The sequence below is a fragment of the Pseudomonas sp. QC2 genome, assembly GCF_002859085.1.
Classification (GTDB): domain Bacteria; phylum Pseudomonadota; class Gammaproteobacteria; order Pseudomonadales; family Pseudomonadaceae; genus Aquipseudomonas; species Aquipseudomonas petroselini.
This window is the reverse complement of the sequence record NZ_PKKS01000017.1, coordinates 131,838-149,753: the sequence shown is the minus strand read 5'-3', so window position 1 is coordinate 149,753 and position 17,916 is coordinate 131,838. Positions and strand designations below refer to the sequence as shown.

Below are 17,916 nucleotides of genomic sequence, written 5' to 3'. Positions count from 1 at the left end.
TGGCCGCCACCTTAACAAACAGGCTACCCATCGACTAGAAAGCAAAACGCCAGCACGAGGCTGGCGTTTGGCAGGTTCAGGCTGGACTCAACGCGGCACGACCGGCTTGCGCGCAGGCTTGCCACCCTTGCCCTTGGCCGCATCAGTGCGCTCTTTGGCTGCCTGCTTGTTGCGCGCCTGGGCCGCGGCCTTGGCTTGTTCCCGCTTGTCCCACGGGTTGCTGCCATCGCTGCCGCGAGGTGGCAGGCCCGTGTGCTGGGTGAGGATCTTGGTCGTCGTTTCCTTGGCCACTTTGTGGCTGCCGGCCGGCGTCGAATTCTTACGACGCGCACTCTGGTAGCTGTCCGTAGACGGCTGGTGCAACGGGATCAACTGGTCCTTACCCGGCCCAATCAGGTCGGCGCGGCCCATGCGGGTCAACGCTTCACGCAGCATCGGCCAGCCTTTCGGGTCGTGGTAGCGCAGGAAGGCCTTGTGCAGACGGCGCTGTTCTTCGCTCTTGACGATGGTCACCGCGTCACTCTTGTAGGTGACCTTGCGCAGCGGGTTCTTGCCCGAGTGGTACATCGCGGTGGCAGTGGCCATCGGCGACGGGTAGAACGCCTGCACTTGGTCGGCGCGGAAGCCGTTACCCTTGAGCCACAGGGCCAGGTTCATCATGTCTTCATCGGTGGTGCCCGGGTGGGCGGCGATGAAGTAAGGAATCAGGTACTGCTCCTTGCCCGCTTCCTTGGTGTACTTCTCGAACATGCGCTTGAACTTGTCATAGCTGCCAATGCCCGGCTTCATCATCTGGTTGAGCGGACCTTCCTCGGTGTGTTCCGGGGCGATTTTGAGGTAGCCACCGACGTGGTGGGTGACCAACTCTTTGACGTACTCCGGCGACTCAACGGCCAGGTCGTAGCGCAGGCCGGAAGCGATCAGAATCTTCTTCACACCCGGCAAGGCACGAGCGCTGCGGTAAAGCTGGATCAACGACGAGTGGTCGGTGTTCAGGTTCGGGCAGATGCCAGGGAATACGCACGACGGCTTGCGGCACGCGGATTCGATCTCAGGGCTCTTGCAGGCGATGCGGTACATGTTCGCGGTCGGGCCGCCGAGGTCGGAGATCACGCCGGTAAAACCTGGGACCTTGTCGCGGATCTCTTCGATTTCGCGAATGATCGACTCTTCGGAGCGGTTCTGGATGATGCGACCTTCGTGCTCGGTGATCGAGCAGAAAGTGCAGCCGCCGAAGCAGCCACGCATGATGTTCACCGAGAAACGGATCATGTCGTAGGCCGGGATTTTTTCCTTGCCGTACGCCGGGTGCGGGACGCGGGCGTAAGGCATGCCGAACACGTAGTCCATTTCTTCGGTGGTCATCGGAATCGGTGGTGGGTTGAACCACACGTCGACTTCACCGTGCTTCTGCACCAGGGCGCGGGCGTTGCCTGGGTTGGTTTCCAGGTGCAGCACGCGGTTGGCGTGGGCATAGAGCACCGCATCACCACGGACTTTTTCCACCGATGGCAGGCGGATCACGGTCTTGTCGCGGGTCATGCGCGGGCTGGCCAGGATCTGCACGACCTTGGCTTCTTCCGGATCATCAACCGGACCCTTTTCCTGCTCGATGGCGCAGGCCTGGGTGTCCTGGGTGTTGACGTACGGGTTGATGATCTTGTCGACCTTGCCCGGACGGTCGATACGCGTGGAGTCCACTTCGTACCAGCCGGCAGGCGTATCACGACGAATGAACGCGGTGCCGCGCACGTCGGTGATGTCTTCGATCTTGTGGCCCCACGACAGGCGCTGGGCAACTTCGACGATAGCGCGCTCGGCGTTGCCGTACAGCAGGATATCGGCGGTGGCATCGATCAGGATCGAGTTGCGCACACGGTCCTGCCAGTAGTCGTAGTGGGCGATGCGGCGCAGGGAGGCTTCGATGCCGCCGAGTACGATCGGCACGTTCTTGTAGGCTTCCTTGCAACGCTGGCTGTACACCAGGCTCGCGCGGTCCGGGCGTTTGCCGGCCATGCCGCCGGGGGTGTAGGCGTCGTCGGAACGGATTTTCTTGTCGGCAGTGTAGCGGTTGATCATCGAGTCCATGTTGCCGGCCGCGACACCGAAGAACAGGTTCGGCTCGCCGAGCTTCATGAAGTCGTCTTTGGACTGCCAGTTCGGCTGCGCAATGATCCCGACGCGGAAGCCCTGGGACTCCAGCAGCCGGCCGATGATCGCCATGCCGAACGACGGATGGTCAACGTACGCATCACCGGTGACGATGATGATGTCGCAGGAATCCCAGCCAAGCTGATCCATCTCCTCCCTGCTCATCGGCAGGAATGGCGCAGGGCCGAAACATTCGGCCCAGTACTTGGGATAGTCAAATAACGGCTTGGCTGTTTGCATGACGGTGACCGGTGTTGAGATGAAAAATCGCGGGCGCGGAATATAGCACAAATTTTGACCAATTCCGACGGTAATGGTCGGAATTGAGCAGACGGGTTACTCGTCGTCGTCGAAGTTGTAGCTGCCCGGCGCAAGGTTTTCGAAGCGGGTGTACTTACCAATGAAGGCCAGCCGGATAAACCCGATGGGGCCGTTCCGCTGCTTGCCGATGATGATCTCGGCGATGCCCTTGTGCTCGGTCTCGGGGTGGTACACCTCGTCGCGGTACACGAACATGATTACGTCGGCGTCCTGCTCGATCGCTCCGGATTCCCGCAAGTCGGAGTTCACCGGGCGCTTGTTGGGACGTTGTTCCAGGGAACGGTTGAGCTGCGACAACGCCACCACCGGGCAGTTGAATTCCTTGGCCAGGGCTTTGAGGGACCGGGAAATTTCGGAAATTTCGTTGGTCCGGCTGTCACCGCTGGAGCCCGGGATCTGCATCAACTGCAGGTAGTCGATCATGATCAGCGCGATGTCGCCGTGCTCACGCACCAGGCGGCGGGTGCGCGCGCGCATTTCCGAGGGGCTGATACCGGCGGTGTCATCGATAAACAACTTGCGATCGTTGAGCAGGTTGACCGCCGACGTCAGGCGCGGCCAATCGTCGTCTTCCAACTGGCCGGAGCGCACCTTGGTCTGGTCGATACGGCCCAGGGACGAGAGCATCCGCATGATCAACGATTCACCTGGCATCTCGAGGGAGTACACCAGGACGGTCTTGTCGCTGCGCAATACGGCGTTTTCCACCAGGTTCATCGCAAAGGTGGTCTTACCCATGGACGGACGGCCGGCGACGATGATCAAGTCGGAAGGCTGCAGGCCACTGGTTTTCTCGTCCAGGTCGGCATAACCGGTGGAAATACCGGTAATCGCGGCATCGGTGTTGAACAGCGTATCGATGCGGTCGATGGCCTTGGTCAGCAGGTCGTTGACGCTGACCGGTCCGCCGGTTTTCGGGCGCGCTTCGGCGATCTGGAAGATCTGGCGCTCGGCTTCGTCGAGAATCTCGGCGGCGGTGCGGCCTTCGGGGTTGAAGGCGCTGTCGGCGATCTCGGTGCTGATGCCGATCAACTGCCGCAGGGTGGCCCGCTCACGGACAATCTGGGCATAGGCCTTGATGTTGGCGACAGATGGCGTGTTTTTCGCCAGTTCGCCCAGATAGCCCAGGCCGCCAACTTGGGAGGTCTGGCCTTCCTTGTCCAACTGCTCGGCCAGCGTCACCACGTCGATCGGCGAGTTCTGGTCGGCCAGCTTAGCGATGGCCCGGAAGATCAGGCGGTGGTCATGACGATAGAAATCACCGTCCGAGACTTGATCCAGCACGCGTTCCCAGGCGTTGTTGTCCAGCATCAAACCACCGAGCACGGCCTGTTCGGCCTCGATGGAATGCGGCGGCACCTTCAGGGCAGCGGTTTGCAGATCGTATTGCTCAGGAGCTGAAATATCGTTCATGGCCACTTGGAATTAGGGGTGTGTAGAAAAACAAAAGGCACGACCTGTAAACAGGATCGTGCCCGATGTTAACTGCCTGACACGCGAGGTGCCAGTCAGTTAGGTGCTGCTTAAGCTGCTACCACGACAACGCGTACGGTGGCTTCAACTTCGGCGTGCAGGTGCACGGCTACGTCGAATTCGCCTACGTTGCGGATGGTGCCGTTCGGCAGACGAACTTCGCTCTTCTGCACTTCAACGCCGGAGGCGGTCAGTGCATCAGCGATGTCGTGGGTGCCGATCGAACCGAACAGCTTGCCTTCGTCACCGGCGGTGGCAGTGATAGTCACTTCCAGCTCAGCCAGTTGGGCAGCGCGAGTTTCGGCCGAAGCTTTTTTGTCTGCTGCTGCTTTTTCCAGCTCAGCACGACGCTCTTCAAACGCAGCCAGGTTGGCAGCGGTTGCAGCGGTGGCTTTGCCGTATGGCAGCAGGTAGTTACGACCGTAACCGGCCTTAACGTTCACTTTGTCGCCCAGGTTGCCCAGGTTGGCGACTTTTTCCAGAAGGATCAGTTGCATGTGAAAATCCTCTAACTTTTAACCTTCACCGTTCGCGTTATCGGCGTCTTTCGGCGCCAGACGACCGCGAAAATCAATCAGGCCGTCGACAATGGCCAGAACCACGAGTAACGGATAGATCAGCTGCATGAACAGCAACATCGTTACGTACATCCCCACCAGCCAAAACTTGGCCAGGCGCTTCTGCGCGACCAGCCCATGAATCAGGGCCAGCCCGGCAAACACCAGCGGTACGCTGCAAAACAGCACCATCAAGGCCATCTGCGAACCGAGGTTCGGCCCGATAACCATGAGAGCCAGCAGCAACATCGCCGGGCCCACGGGGATTCTGATACTGCGAAACTCGCGACCAAAACCACCCGGGTTGTACAACAACGCCTGCCAATATCGCCCAAGCATCAGGCTCAGCACGCTGACGATCTGCATCATTACCGCCATCAGGCCGATCAGGGCCGGTGCAATCAGTGTTGCCAGTCGCGCTCGCTCTTCTACCGACAGCTGCTGGTAGAGTTCCCCGAGGGCCATCGGCAGGATCTTGACGATCTCTTGCGACAGCGCCTCGATTTGCGGGCGGAAAGCCGCGTCAATCAACACCGAAAACACCAACCCCAATGCCACGCTGACCAGCAGCGTGCGGACCCAGGACTCACTTGCGCGTAAAACCAACGCAAGGCTCGACGACCCCAGCAGTACCAAAAGTACCTTGGGTTCGCCCAATTGCAGCCACCAAATCAAGGCGGCCAGCAATCCCAGGGCCAGGACGCCAAAGGCGTCCCGCAAACCGCGCCGCAGGAGCACAAGGCATCCAGCGGCAGCACCCAACCAATACAACAACGGCAATGCTGCACATCCAGCCACTACCAGAGTGGCCTGCACGCGACCGCGCATGATGAACTCAGCTAAGGCGCGCATGCATTCAATCCCTTACTACTTGTCGACTGCCCGGTCTCAGCGGCCGTGGCTGTCGGTGTAGGCCAGCAGGGCCAGGAAGCGGGCGCGCTTGATAGCGGTGGCCAGCTGACGCTGATAACGTGCTTTGGTACCGGTGATACGGCTTGGAACGATTTTGCCGGTCTCGGATACGTAGGCTTTCAGAGTGTTGAGATCTTTGTAATCGATCTCTTTCACGTCTTCAGCGGTGAAGCGGCAGAATTTACGACGACGGAAGAAACGTGCCATTTGATAGGCTCCTTAAAAGGTCCGTGGATTACTCGTCAGCGTTATCGCTGTTGTCGCTGTCATCACTGTCAGCGCTATCAGCGCCTTCGTGCTCAGGACGGTCGCGACGCTCACGGCGCTCACTGCGGTTTTCTTCAGCCTTGAGCATCTCGGATTGGCCGGTAACGGCTTCTTCGCGACGGATGACCAGGTTACGGATCACTGCATCGTTGTAGCGGAAGTTGTCTTCCAGCTCGGCCAGGGCCTTGCCAGTGCACTCAACGTTCAGCATCACGTAGTGAGCCTTGTGAACATTGTTGATTGCGTAGGCCAGTTGACGACGGCCCCAATCTTCCAGACGGTGGATTTTGCCGCCGTCTTCTTCGATCAGCTTGGTGTAACGCTCAACCATGCCGCCGACTTGCTCGCTTTGATCCGGGTGGACCAAAAAGATGATTTCGTAATGACGCATGAATGCTCCTTACGGGTTGTAGCCTGCCGCTCAAAAACGGTCAGACAAGGAGTGAATGACACTTATGGATCTTGCCGCAGGGAGGCACATCGGTGCCCGCCAGGAAGGCAAGGGGCGCAATTGTAGAGAAGGGGGAGGAAGCGCGCAAGGTGATTGGTGATTATTTGAACAACCCCCCAAACACCACAAACGCAAATGTGGGAAGGGGCTTGCTCCCGATTACGAAGGATCAGCCACATTATATGCAACTGAGACACCGCTATCGGGGGCAAGCCCCCTCCCACATTGAGTCTTGCGCCAGGCCTGACTACTTCTTGGTCTTGGCCTTGGCACCCCGTTGGCGCCGGGCTTCAAACAGGCACACGCCGGTCGCGACCGACACGTTGAGGCTGCTGACACTGCCGGCCATCGGCAAATGCACCAGGTAGTCGCAATGCTCGCGGGTCAGGCGACGCATGCCCTTGCCTTCTGCACCCATGATCAGGATGGTCGGGCCGGTGAGGTCCTGGTCATAAATGCTGACCTCAGCCTCCCCCGCCGTACCCACGACCCACAGGCCGCGTTGCTGGAGCTTCTCCAGGGTGCGCGCCAGGTTGGTCACGGCGACCAGCGGAATCACTTCGGCCGCGCCACAGGCGACTTTACGCACAACCGGCGTCAGGGTCGCCGACTTGTCTTTAGGCACGATCACCGCCAACGCGCCGGCAGCATCCGCCGAACGCAGGCAGGCGCCGAGGTTGTGCGGGTCGGTCACGCCGTCCAGCACCAGCAACAGCGGCGCGCCTTCGGTGCGGTCGAGCAGCTCGTCGAGCATGGCTTCGCCCCAGACCTGGCTAGGACTGACGTCCGCCACCACACCCTGGTGAACGCCTTCAACCCACACGTCCATTTCACGACGCTCGGCCTGGCCGATGGCAACTTTGTTTTGGGTGGCCAACTCGACCAGCGCTTGCACGCGCGGCTCGCTGCGACCTTCTGCCAACCACACTTGCTTGACGCGTTTAGGGTGGTGACGCAGCAGTGCTTCTACGGCGTGTACGCCGTAGATTTTTTCCAGACTCATGACTTGGCCTTAGGTTTGCGCGACCCGCCGCTTTTCGCGGGAGCCGAACCCGCCTTGGGCGGGCCTTTACGGTGTTTACTTGGCTTGCTCGACGGTTTTTCCGCCTCGCGGGACTTTCCCCCAGACGCCGCTTTACCACCGCTTTTGGCTTCGTTGAGCAACTGCTGCTTCAACTCACGGCTCTTGCGCAGTTCGGCGTTCTTCGCCGCTGCGTCGCTTGGGCGGTAGGCTTCGGGGGCCTTGTCCTTGGCAGAAGAACGACGACCGGCCTTGGCCGGCGCAGGCTCGGCAGCCGCTGCTTTCGCAGGAGCGCCCTTGCCTTTGCTGGCTGGCGCAGCAGGTTCGCTGCCACGCTTTTTACGGCTGTTCGGCGCTTCGGCGGGTTTGTCAGGCATGCCGAAATCGATCTTGCGCTCGTCGAGGTCGACGCGCATCACCTGCACTTCAACCGTGTCGCCCAAGCGGAAGCTGCGACCGGTGCGCTCGCCCGCCAAGCGGTGATGCACAGGGTCGAAGTGGTAGTAGTCGCCCGGCAAGGCGGTGACATGCACCAGACCCTCGACGTAGATATCGGTCAGCTCGACGAACAGGCCAAAGCCGGTCACGGCGGTGATCACACCTGGGAACGACTCGCCCACGCGGTCTTTCATGAACTCGCACTTGAGCCAGTTCACGACGTCACGGGTGGCTTCATCGGCGCGGCGCTCGCTCATGGAGCACTGCTCGCCCAACTGTTCCAGGGCCGCTTCGTCGTACGGATAGATCCGTGCCTTCGGAATGGTCATGGCACCGGCGCGCTGGACGTGCGGCGTGTTCTGCTTGGAGTGGATCACGCTGCGGATCGCGCGGTGCGTGAGCAGATCCGGGTAACGGCGAATCGGCGAGGTGAAGTGGGTGTACGCCTCGTAATTCAGGCCGAAGTGGCCCTGGTTGTCGGCGCTGTACACCGCCTGGCTCAGGGAGCGCAGCATGACGGTCTGGATCACATGATAATCCGGACGGTCCTTGATGCTCGCCAGCAATGCCTGGTAATCCTTGGGCGTCGGGCCGTCCTTGCCTTTGTGCAGGGACAGGCCGAGCTCACCGAGGAACGCGCGCAGTTTTTCCAGACGCTCCGGCGGCGGACCGTCGTGTACACGGTACAACGCAGGGATCTCGTGCTTCTTCAGGAATTCAGCGGTGGCCACGTTGGCCGCCAGCATGCATTCCTCGATCAGTTTGTGTGCGTCGTTGCGCGTGGTCGGGGTGATGGCGGCGATTTTGCGCTCGGAACCGAAGACAATCCGGGTTTCCTGGGTTTCAAAATCGATCGCACCCCGCACATGACGTGCGCCCAACAAGACTTTGTACAAAGCGTAAAGCTGCTTGAGGTGCGGCACGACATGCCCGTACTCGCCACGCAGCGCTTTGGCTTCGCTGGTTTTTGGCTGTTCCAGGATGGTGCTGACCTTGTTGTAGGTCAGGCGCGCCTGGGAATGGATCACCGCTTCGTAGAACTGGTAATCGGTCATTTCGCCGGTTTTCGAGATGGTCATCTCGCACACCATGGCCAAACGGTCGACTTTCGGGTTCAGGGAGCACAGGCCGTTGGACAGCTGCTCAGGCAGCATCGGGATCACGCGCTCAGGGAAATACACGGAGTTGCCGCGCACCTGAGCCTCGTTGTCCAGGGCCGAACCGATTTTCACGTAGCTGGACACGTCCGCAATCGCGACGAACAACTTCCAGCCGCCGGAGAACAGGCGCAGCTTGCCAGGCTTGGCTTCGCAGTAGACCGCATCGTCGAAGTCGCGGGCATCTTCGCCGTCGATGGTGACGAACGGCAGATGGCGCAGGTCGATGCGTTTTTCTTTGTCTTTCTCTTCAACTTCCGGCTTGAGCTTGGCGGCTTCTTTCAGCACAGCCTCAGGCCAGACGTGAGGAATATCGTAGGTGCGCAGCGCGACGTCGATTTCCATGCCCGGCGCCATGTAGTTGCCGACCACTTCAACGATATCGCCTTGAGGCTGGAAGCGTGCCGTTGGCCAGTGGGTGATTTTCACCTCGACGAACTGGCCGACCTTGGCGGCGCCATTGCGGCCCGGGGTAATCAGCACTTCCTGCTGGACCTTCGGGTTATCCGGCACCACAAAGCCGATGCCGCCTTCTTCGAAATAACGGCCGACGATGGACTCGTGGGCACGGGACACCACTTCGACGATCACACCTTCGCGACGACCGCGACGGTCCAGGCCCGACACGCGTGCCAGGGCACGGTCGCCATCGAACACCAGGCGCATTTGCGCCGGGCTCATGAACAGGTCGTCACTGCCGTCGTCCGGGATCAGGAAGCCGAAGCCGTCACGATGGCCGGCAATGCGGCCCAGGATCAGGTCGAGCTTATCCACCGGCGCGTAAGTACCACGGCGGGTATAGATCAATTGAGCATCGCGCTCCATGGCACGCAAACGGCGGCGCAGGGCTTCGAGCTGGTCTTCGGTGGTCAGACCGAACTCTTCAACCAGCTGCTCGCGGCTAGCAGGCGAACCCCGATCGGCGAGGTGCGCCAGGATCAGTTCGCGGCTAGGAATAGGGTTTTCATATTTTTCCGCTTCACGAGCGGCCTCGGGATCGAGGGACTGCCAATCGGCCATTAGAGAGTTTTCACCTTGTCTATATGCGGGTTAGTTTGGCATACGCGTATTGAAACGGGAAATTTCAGACGTCAACAAGCCTTTTAAAGCCCCCAGCGCACACCTTGCACGACCACTGGCGAAATTTTCCAGGCTTTTTTCATGGCGGGGGTTTACAGCTTAAAATCCCCTCTGTATAGTGCGCGCCATCGACGACGGCAACGTTGTTGATGCTGCCCAGGTGGTGAAATTGGTAGACACGCCAGCTTCAGGTGCTGGTGATCGCAAGGTCGTGGAAGTTCGAGTCTTCTCCTGGGCACCAAATTCAGATCAAACCCGCGAAAGCGGGTTTTTTCGTTTCAGGCCTTTGATTTTCAACAGAAAACTTGATTTATTTTTTTGAATCAGGGGTTTACAGATCAAAAAGCCCTCCGTATAGTTCGCTCCATCAACAGCGCAAGCGTTGATAATGCCCAGGTGGTGAAATTGGTAGACACGCCAGCTTCAGGTGCTGGTGATCGCAAGGTCGTGGAAGTTCGAGTCTTCTCCTGGGCACCAAATTTAGATCAAACCCGCGAAAGCGGGTTTTTTCGTTTCTGGGGTTTGAAAAAATCAGCGTGGAAACTTCCCCAGCGATTTGCCCCTCGTCCGCACTTGAGAAGTTTTATCGTTTATCCTTGTAAGTATTTGTTGCATACAAGTGAGGAACACCCCGGATGATGATCCGCGATACCCGTCTCAAGACATCCCTTCTGCGTGGCCTGACCATCACCCTGCTCGGCCTGACCCTGCTCTCGCCTACCGCCTATTCCGCCGACAAGGTCTCATTGACCCTGTACAACGGCCAGCACAAAGAGGTCGGCGACGAGCTCGCCAAGGCCTTTGAGGCCAAAACCGGTATCCACGTCAACGTGCGCAAAGGCAGCAGCAACCAGCTGGCCAGCCAGGTCGTCGAAGAAGGCGACCGCTCCCCCGCCGACGTGATCTACACCGAAGAGTCGCCGCCGCTGAACAAACTCGGCGAGCAAGGCCTGCTGGCCAAGATTGACGCCAGCACACTCGACGTATTGCCCAAGGACTATGTTGGCGCCCATGGCGACTGGATGGGCGTGACCGCACGCACCCGCGTCGTGGCCTTTAATCCGAAACTGATTGCTGAAAAAGACTTGCCCAAGTCGGTTCTGGATTTCGCCGGTCCCGAGTGGCAAGGCAAAGTCGGCTTTGTCCCCACCAGCGGCGCCTTCCAGGAACAAGCCGTGGCGATCATCAAGCTGCACGGTCGCGAGGCGGCTGAAGAATGGCTGACCGGTTTGCGCGCTTTCGGCAAGGTGTACAGCAACAACATGGTCGCCCTCAAGGCTGTGGAAAATGGCGAAGTGGCCACTGTGCTGGTGAATAACTATTACTGGTTTGCCCTGAAAAAGGAAAAAACCAACCTGGATTCCCAACTGCATTACTTCACCAACGGCGATGCTGGCGGCCTGATCACCGTGTCCTCCGCCGCCGCATTGAAATCCAGCAAACATCCCAAGGAAGCCCAGCAACTGCTGGCATTCATGGCCAGTGAAGAAGGCCAACGCGTGATTACCAACACCTCGGCGGAATACCCGCTGCGTAAAGGCATGGAATCCAACCGCGGCCTCAAGCCTTTCAGTGAGCTGCAACCGCCGAAAGTCACCCCCGCCGACCTGGGCAACGCCGAAGAAGCCCTGGACCTGGAACGTGACGTTGGCTTGAACTGATGAACCCATCGCTACCCGCTTCCGCCCTGCACGGGGGGTTGCGCCCAAGGCGCAAGCGCCCGTCGATCTGGCTGGTGCTGCCCGTCCTGTTCCTGGTGGGCTTGAGCCTGCTGCCGCTGGTGTATGTCGGACTCAAGGCCTGGCAGGCCGGCTGGGCGGAGGCGGTGCATCTGCTGTGGCGGCCGTATGTGTTCGGGTTGCTGCGCAATACCCTGGCATTGATGGTCGGCGTGACGCTGGTATGCGGCGTGGTCGGCCTGTCCCTGGCCTGGTTGCTGGAACGCAGCAACCTGCCGGGGCGACGTATCTGGGGCGTGGTGCTGTGCCTGCCGTTTGCGGTACCCGCCTTTGTCAGCAGCTTTACCTGGGTGTCGCTCAGCGCCCATTTCGAAGGGCTGGGCGGCGCCATCCTGGTGATGAGCCTGTCCAAGTACCCGCTGGTGTTTCTGCCGGTGGCGGCGACATTGCGCAATCTTGATCCATCCCTGGAGGAGTCTGCACGAACGCTGGGACTGAATCGCTGGGGCGTGTTTTTTCGGATTACGCTGCCTTTGCTGTGGCCTTCGCTACTGGCGGGAGCCCTCTTGATCGCCTTGCATATGCTGGTGGAGTTCGGCGCCTTGTCGATCATCGGCCTGCAGACCTTTACCACCGCGATCTATCAACAATTCGAGCTGGAATTCAGCAATGCCAATGCCGCGATGCTGTCGGCAGTGCTGCTGATGATGTGCCTGACCCTGCTATGGCTGGAGCTACGGGTACGCGGCAAGGGCAGACATGTTCGTATCGGCCAGGGCGCTGCGCGGCATGCAGAGCAGGTGCGACTGGGCAAGTGGGCACCGCTCGGCCAAGCCTATTGCCTGGCGCTGGCAATCATCGGCAGTGGCATTCCGCTGGGGATGCTCGGTTATTGGCTGGCGGTGGGCTCTTCCGCCGCATTCCCGGTCGCCGAGATCAGCGAGGCACTGCTGTCCTCCCTGGCGCTGTCGCTCGGCGGCGCCGCACTGTGCCTGGTATTGGCGGTGCCGGTGGGGCTGCTGGTGGTGCGCCACAAAGGCCAACTGGCGATCTGGGCCGAGCGTCTGCCGTACTTGCTGCACGCGCTGCCCGGTTTGGTGATTGCGCTGACGCTGGTGTACTTCGCACTGCATTACGTGCCGGCGCTGTATCAGACGTCGGCATTGTTGCTGATCGCGTATGCGTTGTTGTTTCTACCGCTGGCTCAGGCACCGATTCGTACGGCCCTGAACAAGGCGGCGCCGCAACTGGAAGAGGCCGCACGCACGCTCGGGGCGTCGTCGTTCAGCGCGTTTTGTCGGGTTACCTTGCCGATTATTTTCCCGGCCTTGGGCGCGGCGTTTGCGCTGGTGTTCCTGGATGCGATGAAGGAATTGACGGCGACATTGCTGCTCAGTCCGACAGGGTTGAATACATTGGCGACAGCGGTGTGGGCGCACACCTCGAATGTGGAATTCGCGGCGGCGGCGCCGTATGCGGCGCTGTTGATAGTGGTGTCGGGGTTGCCGGTTTACCTGCTCACGACACGGATGTATTTGAGCCGCTGAAACCGCTATCGGGGGCAAGCCCCCTCCCACAGTTGACCGAGTTCCAACGCTGGAATGCAGGTAAATGTGGGAGGGGGCTTGCCCCCGATGAGGTCGGTACAGGCGATACTAGGCCCTAAACTGCCCCAAGCTCGCCTTCAACTGCGCTGCCAACCCATCCAGCACCTTGCCACTGGCCGTCGTTTCCACCACCGCCTGCGCAGCCCGCTCGGCCTGGGCGTGGATCACCTCAACCCGCCCACGCACCGCATGCGCACCTTGCGCCTGATGCTCAGCCGCGCGCGTCGCCAAGCCAATCGCCGCATGCACCTGCTCCACCGAAGCCTGCACCGTCTGTTGCAGGCGCACGCTGTCGCGCAGCACCAGCAAACCTTCGCTGGCCTGGCGCCCGGCCTTACCGATGGTTTCCACCGCCTCGCGCGCGCCCTGCTGCAACGCCACGATATGCGCCTGAATATCGCCCGTGGAGCTTTGCGTCTTGCTGGCCAGCGCACGCACCTCATCCGCCACCACCGCAAAACCACGCCCGGTCTCGCCGGCACGCGCTGCTTCGATGGCCGCATTGAGCGCCAACAGGTTGGTCTGCTCGGCGATGCCGTGAATCACGGTCAGCACCACCTCGATCTGCTCACTTTGTTGAGCCAGCCGCTCGATGACCTGAGAGCCTGCCTGCACCTGGCCCGCGAGCGCCTCGATCAGGCTGCCGACTTCGGCTGACGTGCGCGAGTTCTCATCCGTGGCCTGGCGAATATCCACCACCTGCTGCAACGCCGCCTGCATCGCATGGCTTTCGGCCTGCGCCTCGTCGGCCATTTGCGACAGTGCGCGCAGGCTTTCAGCCACCTCATCACGCTGCAAGCCGGCCGCTGCGTCAGCACCGGCATTGCGCAAGGTCATTGCACCGATTTCCACGCCGGTACGCTGGGCCACATCTCCCGCCTCACGCACGATAGGCTGCAACTTATCCACAAAGCGATTGACCGCCGAGGCCATATCGCCGATTTCGTCCTTGCTGCTGATCTGCACGCGCTTGGTGAGGTCCCCCTCGCCCGCCGCCAAATCATCCATGGCTGCGATCAGCAGCTTCAGGCGGTTGACCACACGGCGGCCCAGCACGATGGCGATCAACAGCAATACGCCTAGACCGACCAGCGCAAGCCCCATGCCGATGCGCCAGCGCAAGGTGCCAGCAGCGTCCTGAACGGCGCTGGTGGTGTTGGCGGTCATCTGGGTGGCGGTGGCTTGGGCGGACTGCAAACGGGCGCCCATGGCAGCAGCGCTGTCGGCTGCCGCACCCTTGAGGCTATCGCCGACGAGTTGATCACCGCTGGCGATCAGGGCTGCGAAGCGCTTGTCGAGCGCTTGCAGATCCGCTTCAACCGAGGCGGTCGAAACGCCCATGCGCACCTTGCCGATCTCTACCCCATTGGGGCTGATGGATGCTTCCACGTAGTAAACAGAAGAGTCGCTCTTAGCCGCATCCAGCACTTTATCCAGTGCACGGTCACCGGCGCCCTTTGCCAGCAGCGCCTGATTGATCGGGTTTTCACGGTTGAGGTAGCGGGTCAGGTGCTCGCCAGCCGCGTCGTCGTAGACCACAAACAGCACATTGGGATTGCGCTGGGCGCGTCGAGCAAACTCCGACAACGTCGGCACGTCGCTGTCCCACATGGCGCGGGGCGCCACTGAGGCCAGTAACTGCGCCATGTCATTGGCGGAGTCCTGCAGGTCTTTTTCCAAGGTCGCACGCAGTTGCTTCTGCTCTTCCTGCAGGCGGGTCGACAGCCCCGCCGTCAGACGCTGACGGGTGCTGGTGGACAGGCTGTCCAGGCTGGAGGTGACTTCCTTGCCGGCCTGGGCCAATTCGCCGGACAGCTTCTGGCTGTCGATTCCCAGGCGATTGCCCAAATCCGCTTCCAACGCCGTGACCGTGCTCCGGGTTAGAGCGACGGCCACCAGCACTTGCACTAAAAGAGCGATACCTAGGGTAACGAACACCGGCCGCAACAAACGGCTTTGTAACAATGAGAGAACGGCAGACATCGGGAATCCCTCCACCACGGGTGCCATTAATTTGATAGCACCGCGAAAAAGAGAAACACAGCAAGGGTCGTGCCGCTTGGCGAACAGATACGACAAAGGGCTCCCGAAGGAGCCCTTTGCTTTTTACATCAACAGCTTATTAAGCGAACGGGTGACGCAGAACGATGGTCTCGTTGCGGTCCGGGCCCGTCGAAATAATGTCGATCGGTGCGCCGATCAGCGCTTCAACGCGCTTGATGTACGCACGGGCGTTAGCCGGCAACTCTTCCAGGGTCTTGGCGCCCACGGTCGATTCGGTCCAGCCCGGCACTTCTTCGTACACCGGCTGCAAGCCCACGTAGCTGTCAGCGTCAGTCGGGGCAACATCGTTACCGTCTGCGTCTTTGTAGCCGACGCAGATGTTGATGGTTTCCAGACCGTCGAGCACATCCAGCTTGGTGAAGCAGATGCCCGAGATGCTGTTCACATCGATAGCGCGACGCAGGATAACCGCGTCGAACCAGCCGCAACGACGCGCACGGCCAGTGGTCGCACCGAACTCATGACCTTGCTTGGCCAAGTGCGCACCGACTTCGTCGAACAGCTCAGTCGGGAACGGACCCGAACCCACACGCGTGGTGTAAGCCTTGGTGATGCCCAGGATGTAGTCCAGGAACATCGGACCAACACCCGAACCGGTCGCAACGCCGCCCGCGGTGGTGTTGGAGCTGGTCACGTACGGGTAGGTGCCGTGGTCGATGTCCAGCAGGGACCCCTGGGCGCCTTCGAACATGATGTCTTTGCCGGCGCGACGCAGGTCGTGCAGCTCAGCCGTCACGTCGAGCATCAGCGGCTTGAGCAGCTCAGCGTATTCCTTGCACTCAGCCAGGGTCTTTTCAAACTCGATGGCCGGCTCTTTGTAGTAACCCACCAGCATGAAGTTGTGGTAATCCACCAGTTCACGCAGCTTGTCTTCAAAGCGCGGCATGTTGAGCAGGTCGCCCACACGCAGGCCACGACGTGCAACTTTATCTTCGTAAGCCGGGCCGATACCGCGACCGGTAGTGCCGATCTTCAGCTCGCCACGGGCCTTTTCACGGGCCTGGTCCAGCGCAACGTGGAAGGACAGGATCAGCGGGCAGGATGGGCTGATACGCAGGCGCTCGCGCACCGGTACGCCTTTCTCTTCCAGCTTGGTGATCTCGCGCAACAGGGCGTCAGGTGCAACCACCACGCCGTTGCCGATCAGGCACTGCACGCCTTCGCGCAGTACGCCCGACGGAATCAGGTGCAAAACGGTTTTTTCGCCATCGATGACCAGGGTGTGGCCAGCATTGTGGCCACCTTGGTAGCGCACTACGGCGGCAGCATGTTCGGTCAGCAGATCAACGATCTTGCCTTTGCCCTCATCACCCCATTGGGTGCCCAGGACTACGACATTCTTACCCATAACACTTGTCCTCATTCGCGCAAACTTGGTGCCGGCAATGAGCCGGCAGGAAAACTCAAGAAGCCAGTGGCGATACTTGCCAAAGCCCGTTCTGCAGAATCAATTGCCGGTCGCAGTCCGCTTCACGGGCGGCGGCCAATGGCTGGCCAGGCAAGGCCTGGACAACACGCTGACCCTCACTGCGCAACTGGCAAACCTGCTGCCAGAGTGCTGCGTCCGTACTGTCGGGCATCCAGATGCCACCAGACGGCAGCTCGACCTCAGCACGCCCCAGGGTCACCAGGGTTTTCAAATCGGTGGAAAAACCGGTGGCCGGACGCGCACGACCGAAGTCGGCGCCGATATCGTCATAACGACCGCCTTGGGCGATGGCTTGGCCAACACCCGGTACAAATACCGCGAACACCACACCGGTGTGGTAGTGGTAGCCGCGCAACTCACCCAGGTCAAAATACAGCGGCAACTGCGGGAAGCGCGCCGACAGTTGCTCGGCAATGGCCAGCACGTCGTCCAGTGCCGCCAGTACCGGCGCCGGCGCATTGGCCAGGCGCTCACGCGCAGCTACCAGCACTTCACGGCCGCCACACAGGTTCACCAGCGCACGCAGCATGCCGGCGAGATCCGCAGGCACGCCCTCGGTCAGCGCGATAACTTCATCGATAGCCTTGCGTTGCAGGGCATCGAACAACTGTTGCTCCACTTCACCGGACAACCCGGCCGCACGGGCCAGGCCACGGTAGATACCGACGTGACCCAGGTCCATGTGGACATCCGGCACGTCAGCCAGTTGCAGCATGGCCAGCATCAGGCTGATCACTTCCACGTCGCTGCTCGGGCTGGCGTCACCGTACAACTCGGCGCCCAACTGGATCGGACTGCGTGAAGACGACAATGCACGCGGCTGCGCATGCAGCACGCTGCCGGCATAGCACAGGCGGCTCGGACCTTCACGGCGCAGGGTGTGCGCATCAATGCGCGCCACTTGCGGCGTGATATCGGCACGGAACCCCATTTGCCGGCCCGATTGCGGGTCGATGACCTTGAAGGTGCGCAGATCCAGGTCCTGGCCCGCGCCGGTCAGCAGGGATTCCAGGTACTCGATATGGGGGGTCACGACAAACTCGTAACCCCAGCTCTGGAACAGATCCAACACCTGGCGACGCGCTACTTCAATGCGCGCAGCTTCTGGTGGCAGTACTTCTTCGATGCCATCTGGCAGCAGCCAGCGGTCTACCGTTGCCATTACGCCATTCCCCTATGATCCGGGCGGCCAGCCCTCGGCCGAGCCTTGAGTGAAGCAGAAAACACCCGCCCCCTGCATAAACCACGCGCAAGAGCGACGTGACGAACGACCTGCAAGCGGCCTCGTCGGGCACTTTCCTCGAAAAAC

At 60.6% G+C, this 17,916-nt stretch carries 13 protein-coding genes and 2 tRNA genes; 4 read left to right on the top strand and 11 right to left on the bottom strand.

All coding sequences use genetic code 11. From position 1 onward, the window contains the following. Positions 1–87: 87 nt before the first annotated feature. The 8 genes from QCBJ_RS15235 to rnr all read right to left on the bottom strand — a co-directional run bounded on the left by QCBJ_RS15235 (position 88) and on the right by rnr (position 9,768). Positions 88–2,391, bottom strand: coding sequence for a YgiQ family radical SAM protein (locus tag QCBJ_RS15235; protein WP_012721927.1), 2,304 nt, complete (start codon positions 2,389–2,391; stop codon positions 88–90). Positions 2,392–2,487: 96 nt separating this feature from the next. Beyond that, positions 2,488–3,885 carry a replicative DNA helicase gene (gene dnaB / locus QCBJ_RS15230; protein WP_012721926.1) on the bottom strand — a complete coding sequence of 466 codons (1,398 nt, stop codon included), beginning with the start codon at positions 3,883–3,885 and terminating at the stop codon, positions 2,488–2,490. A gap of 110 nt (positions 3,886–3,995) precedes the next feature. Next, positions 3,996–4,442, bottom strand: a complete 447-nt coding sequence (rplI, locus tag QCBJ_RS15225) for a 50S ribosomal protein L9 (protein ID WP_003171376.1) — start codon at positions 4,440–4,442, stop codon at positions 3,996–3,998. Positions 4,443–4,460: 18 nt separating this feature from the next. Beyond that, positions 4,461–5,354: a hypothetical protein gene (locus QCBJ_RS15220; RefSeq protein ID WP_012721925.1), complete on the bottom strand. Its 894-nt coding sequence runs from the start codon at positions 5,352–5,354 to the stop codon at positions 4,461–4,463. Between the two features lie 36 nt (positions 5,355–5,390). Then, entirely contained in the window at positions 5,391–5,621 is a 231-nt protein-coding gene (rpsR, locus tag QCBJ_RS15215; RefSeq protein ID WP_002551829.1) for a 30S ribosomal protein S18, read from the bottom strand. 28 nt (positions 5,622–5,649) lie between these two features. Beyond that, positions 5,650–6,072 (bottom strand): 30S ribosomal protein S6, encoded by a 423-nt coding sequence (rpsF, locus tag QCBJ_RS15210; protein WP_003236224.1) that lies wholly within the window; start codon positions 6,070–6,072, stop codon positions 5,650–5,652. 307 nt (positions 6,073–6,379) lie between these two features. After that, positions 6,380–7,135, bottom strand: coding sequence for a 23S rRNA (guanosine(2251)-2'-O)-methyltransferase RlmB (gene rlmB, locus QCBJ_RS15205; RefSeq protein WP_012721924.1), 756 nt, complete (start codon positions 7,133–7,135; stop codon positions 6,380–6,382). Next, complete coding sequence (gene rnr / locus QCBJ_RS15200) at positions 7,132–9,768, bottom strand: ribonuclease R (protein WP_012721923.1); 2,637 nt, start codon at positions 9,766–9,768, stop codon at positions 7,132–7,134. The genes rlmB and rnr overlap by 4 nt, the downstream gene beginning before the upstream one ends. A 214-nt stretch (positions 9,769–9,982) precedes the next feature. Here rnr and QCBJ_RS15195 point away from each other — a divergent pair. The 4 genes from QCBJ_RS15195 to QCBJ_RS15180 all read left to right on the top strand — a co-directional run bounded on the left by QCBJ_RS15195 (position 9,983) and on the right by QCBJ_RS15180 (position 13,054). Next, positions 9,983–10,069 (top strand) — tRNA-Leu (locus tag QCBJ_RS15195). A gap of 149 nt (positions 10,070–10,218) precedes the next feature. Next, a tRNA-Leu gene (locus QCBJ_RS15190) sits at positions 10,219–10,305 on the top strand. Between the two features lie 158 nt (positions 10,306–10,463). Continuing rightward, complete coding sequence (locus QCBJ_RS15185) at positions 10,464–11,489, top strand: iron ABC transporter substrate-binding protein (RefSeq protein ID WP_012721922.1); 1,026 nt, start codon at positions 10,464–10,466, stop codon at positions 11,487–11,489. Next, on the top strand, positions 11,489–13,054 hold the full coding sequence (locus tag QCBJ_RS15180; RefSeq protein ID WP_093542822.1) for an iron ABC transporter permease: 1,566 nt from the start codon (positions 11,489–11,491) through the stop codon (positions 13,052–13,054). The genes QCBJ_RS15185 and QCBJ_RS15180 overlap by 1 nt, the downstream gene beginning before the upstream one ends. A gap of 108 nt (positions 13,055–13,162) precedes the next feature. Here the strand turns inward: QCBJ_RS15180 and QCBJ_RS15175 are convergent, their stop codons facing one another. From QCBJ_RS15175 to QCBJ_RS15165, 3 genes are all read right to left on the bottom strand, one after another. Next, on the bottom strand, positions 13,163–15,097 hold the full coding sequence (locus tag QCBJ_RS15175) for a methyl-accepting chemotaxis protein (protein WP_012721920.1): 1,935 nt from the start codon (positions 15,095–15,097) through the stop codon (positions 13,163–13,165). A 139-nt stretch (positions 15,098–15,236) separates the two neighbouring features. Next, on the bottom strand, positions 15,237–16,526 hold the full coding sequence (locus QCBJ_RS15170; RefSeq protein WP_012721919.1) for an adenylosuccinate synthase: 1,290 nt from the start codon (positions 16,524–16,526) through the stop codon (positions 15,237–15,239). A gap of 55 nt (positions 16,527–16,581) precedes the next feature. Beyond that, positions 16,582–17,769, bottom strand: coding sequence for an ATP phosphoribosyltransferase regulatory subunit (locus QCBJ_RS15165; protein WP_012721918.1), 1,188 nt, complete (start codon positions 17,767–17,769; stop codon positions 16,582–16,584). Positions 17,770–17,916: the final 147 nt, after the last annotated feature.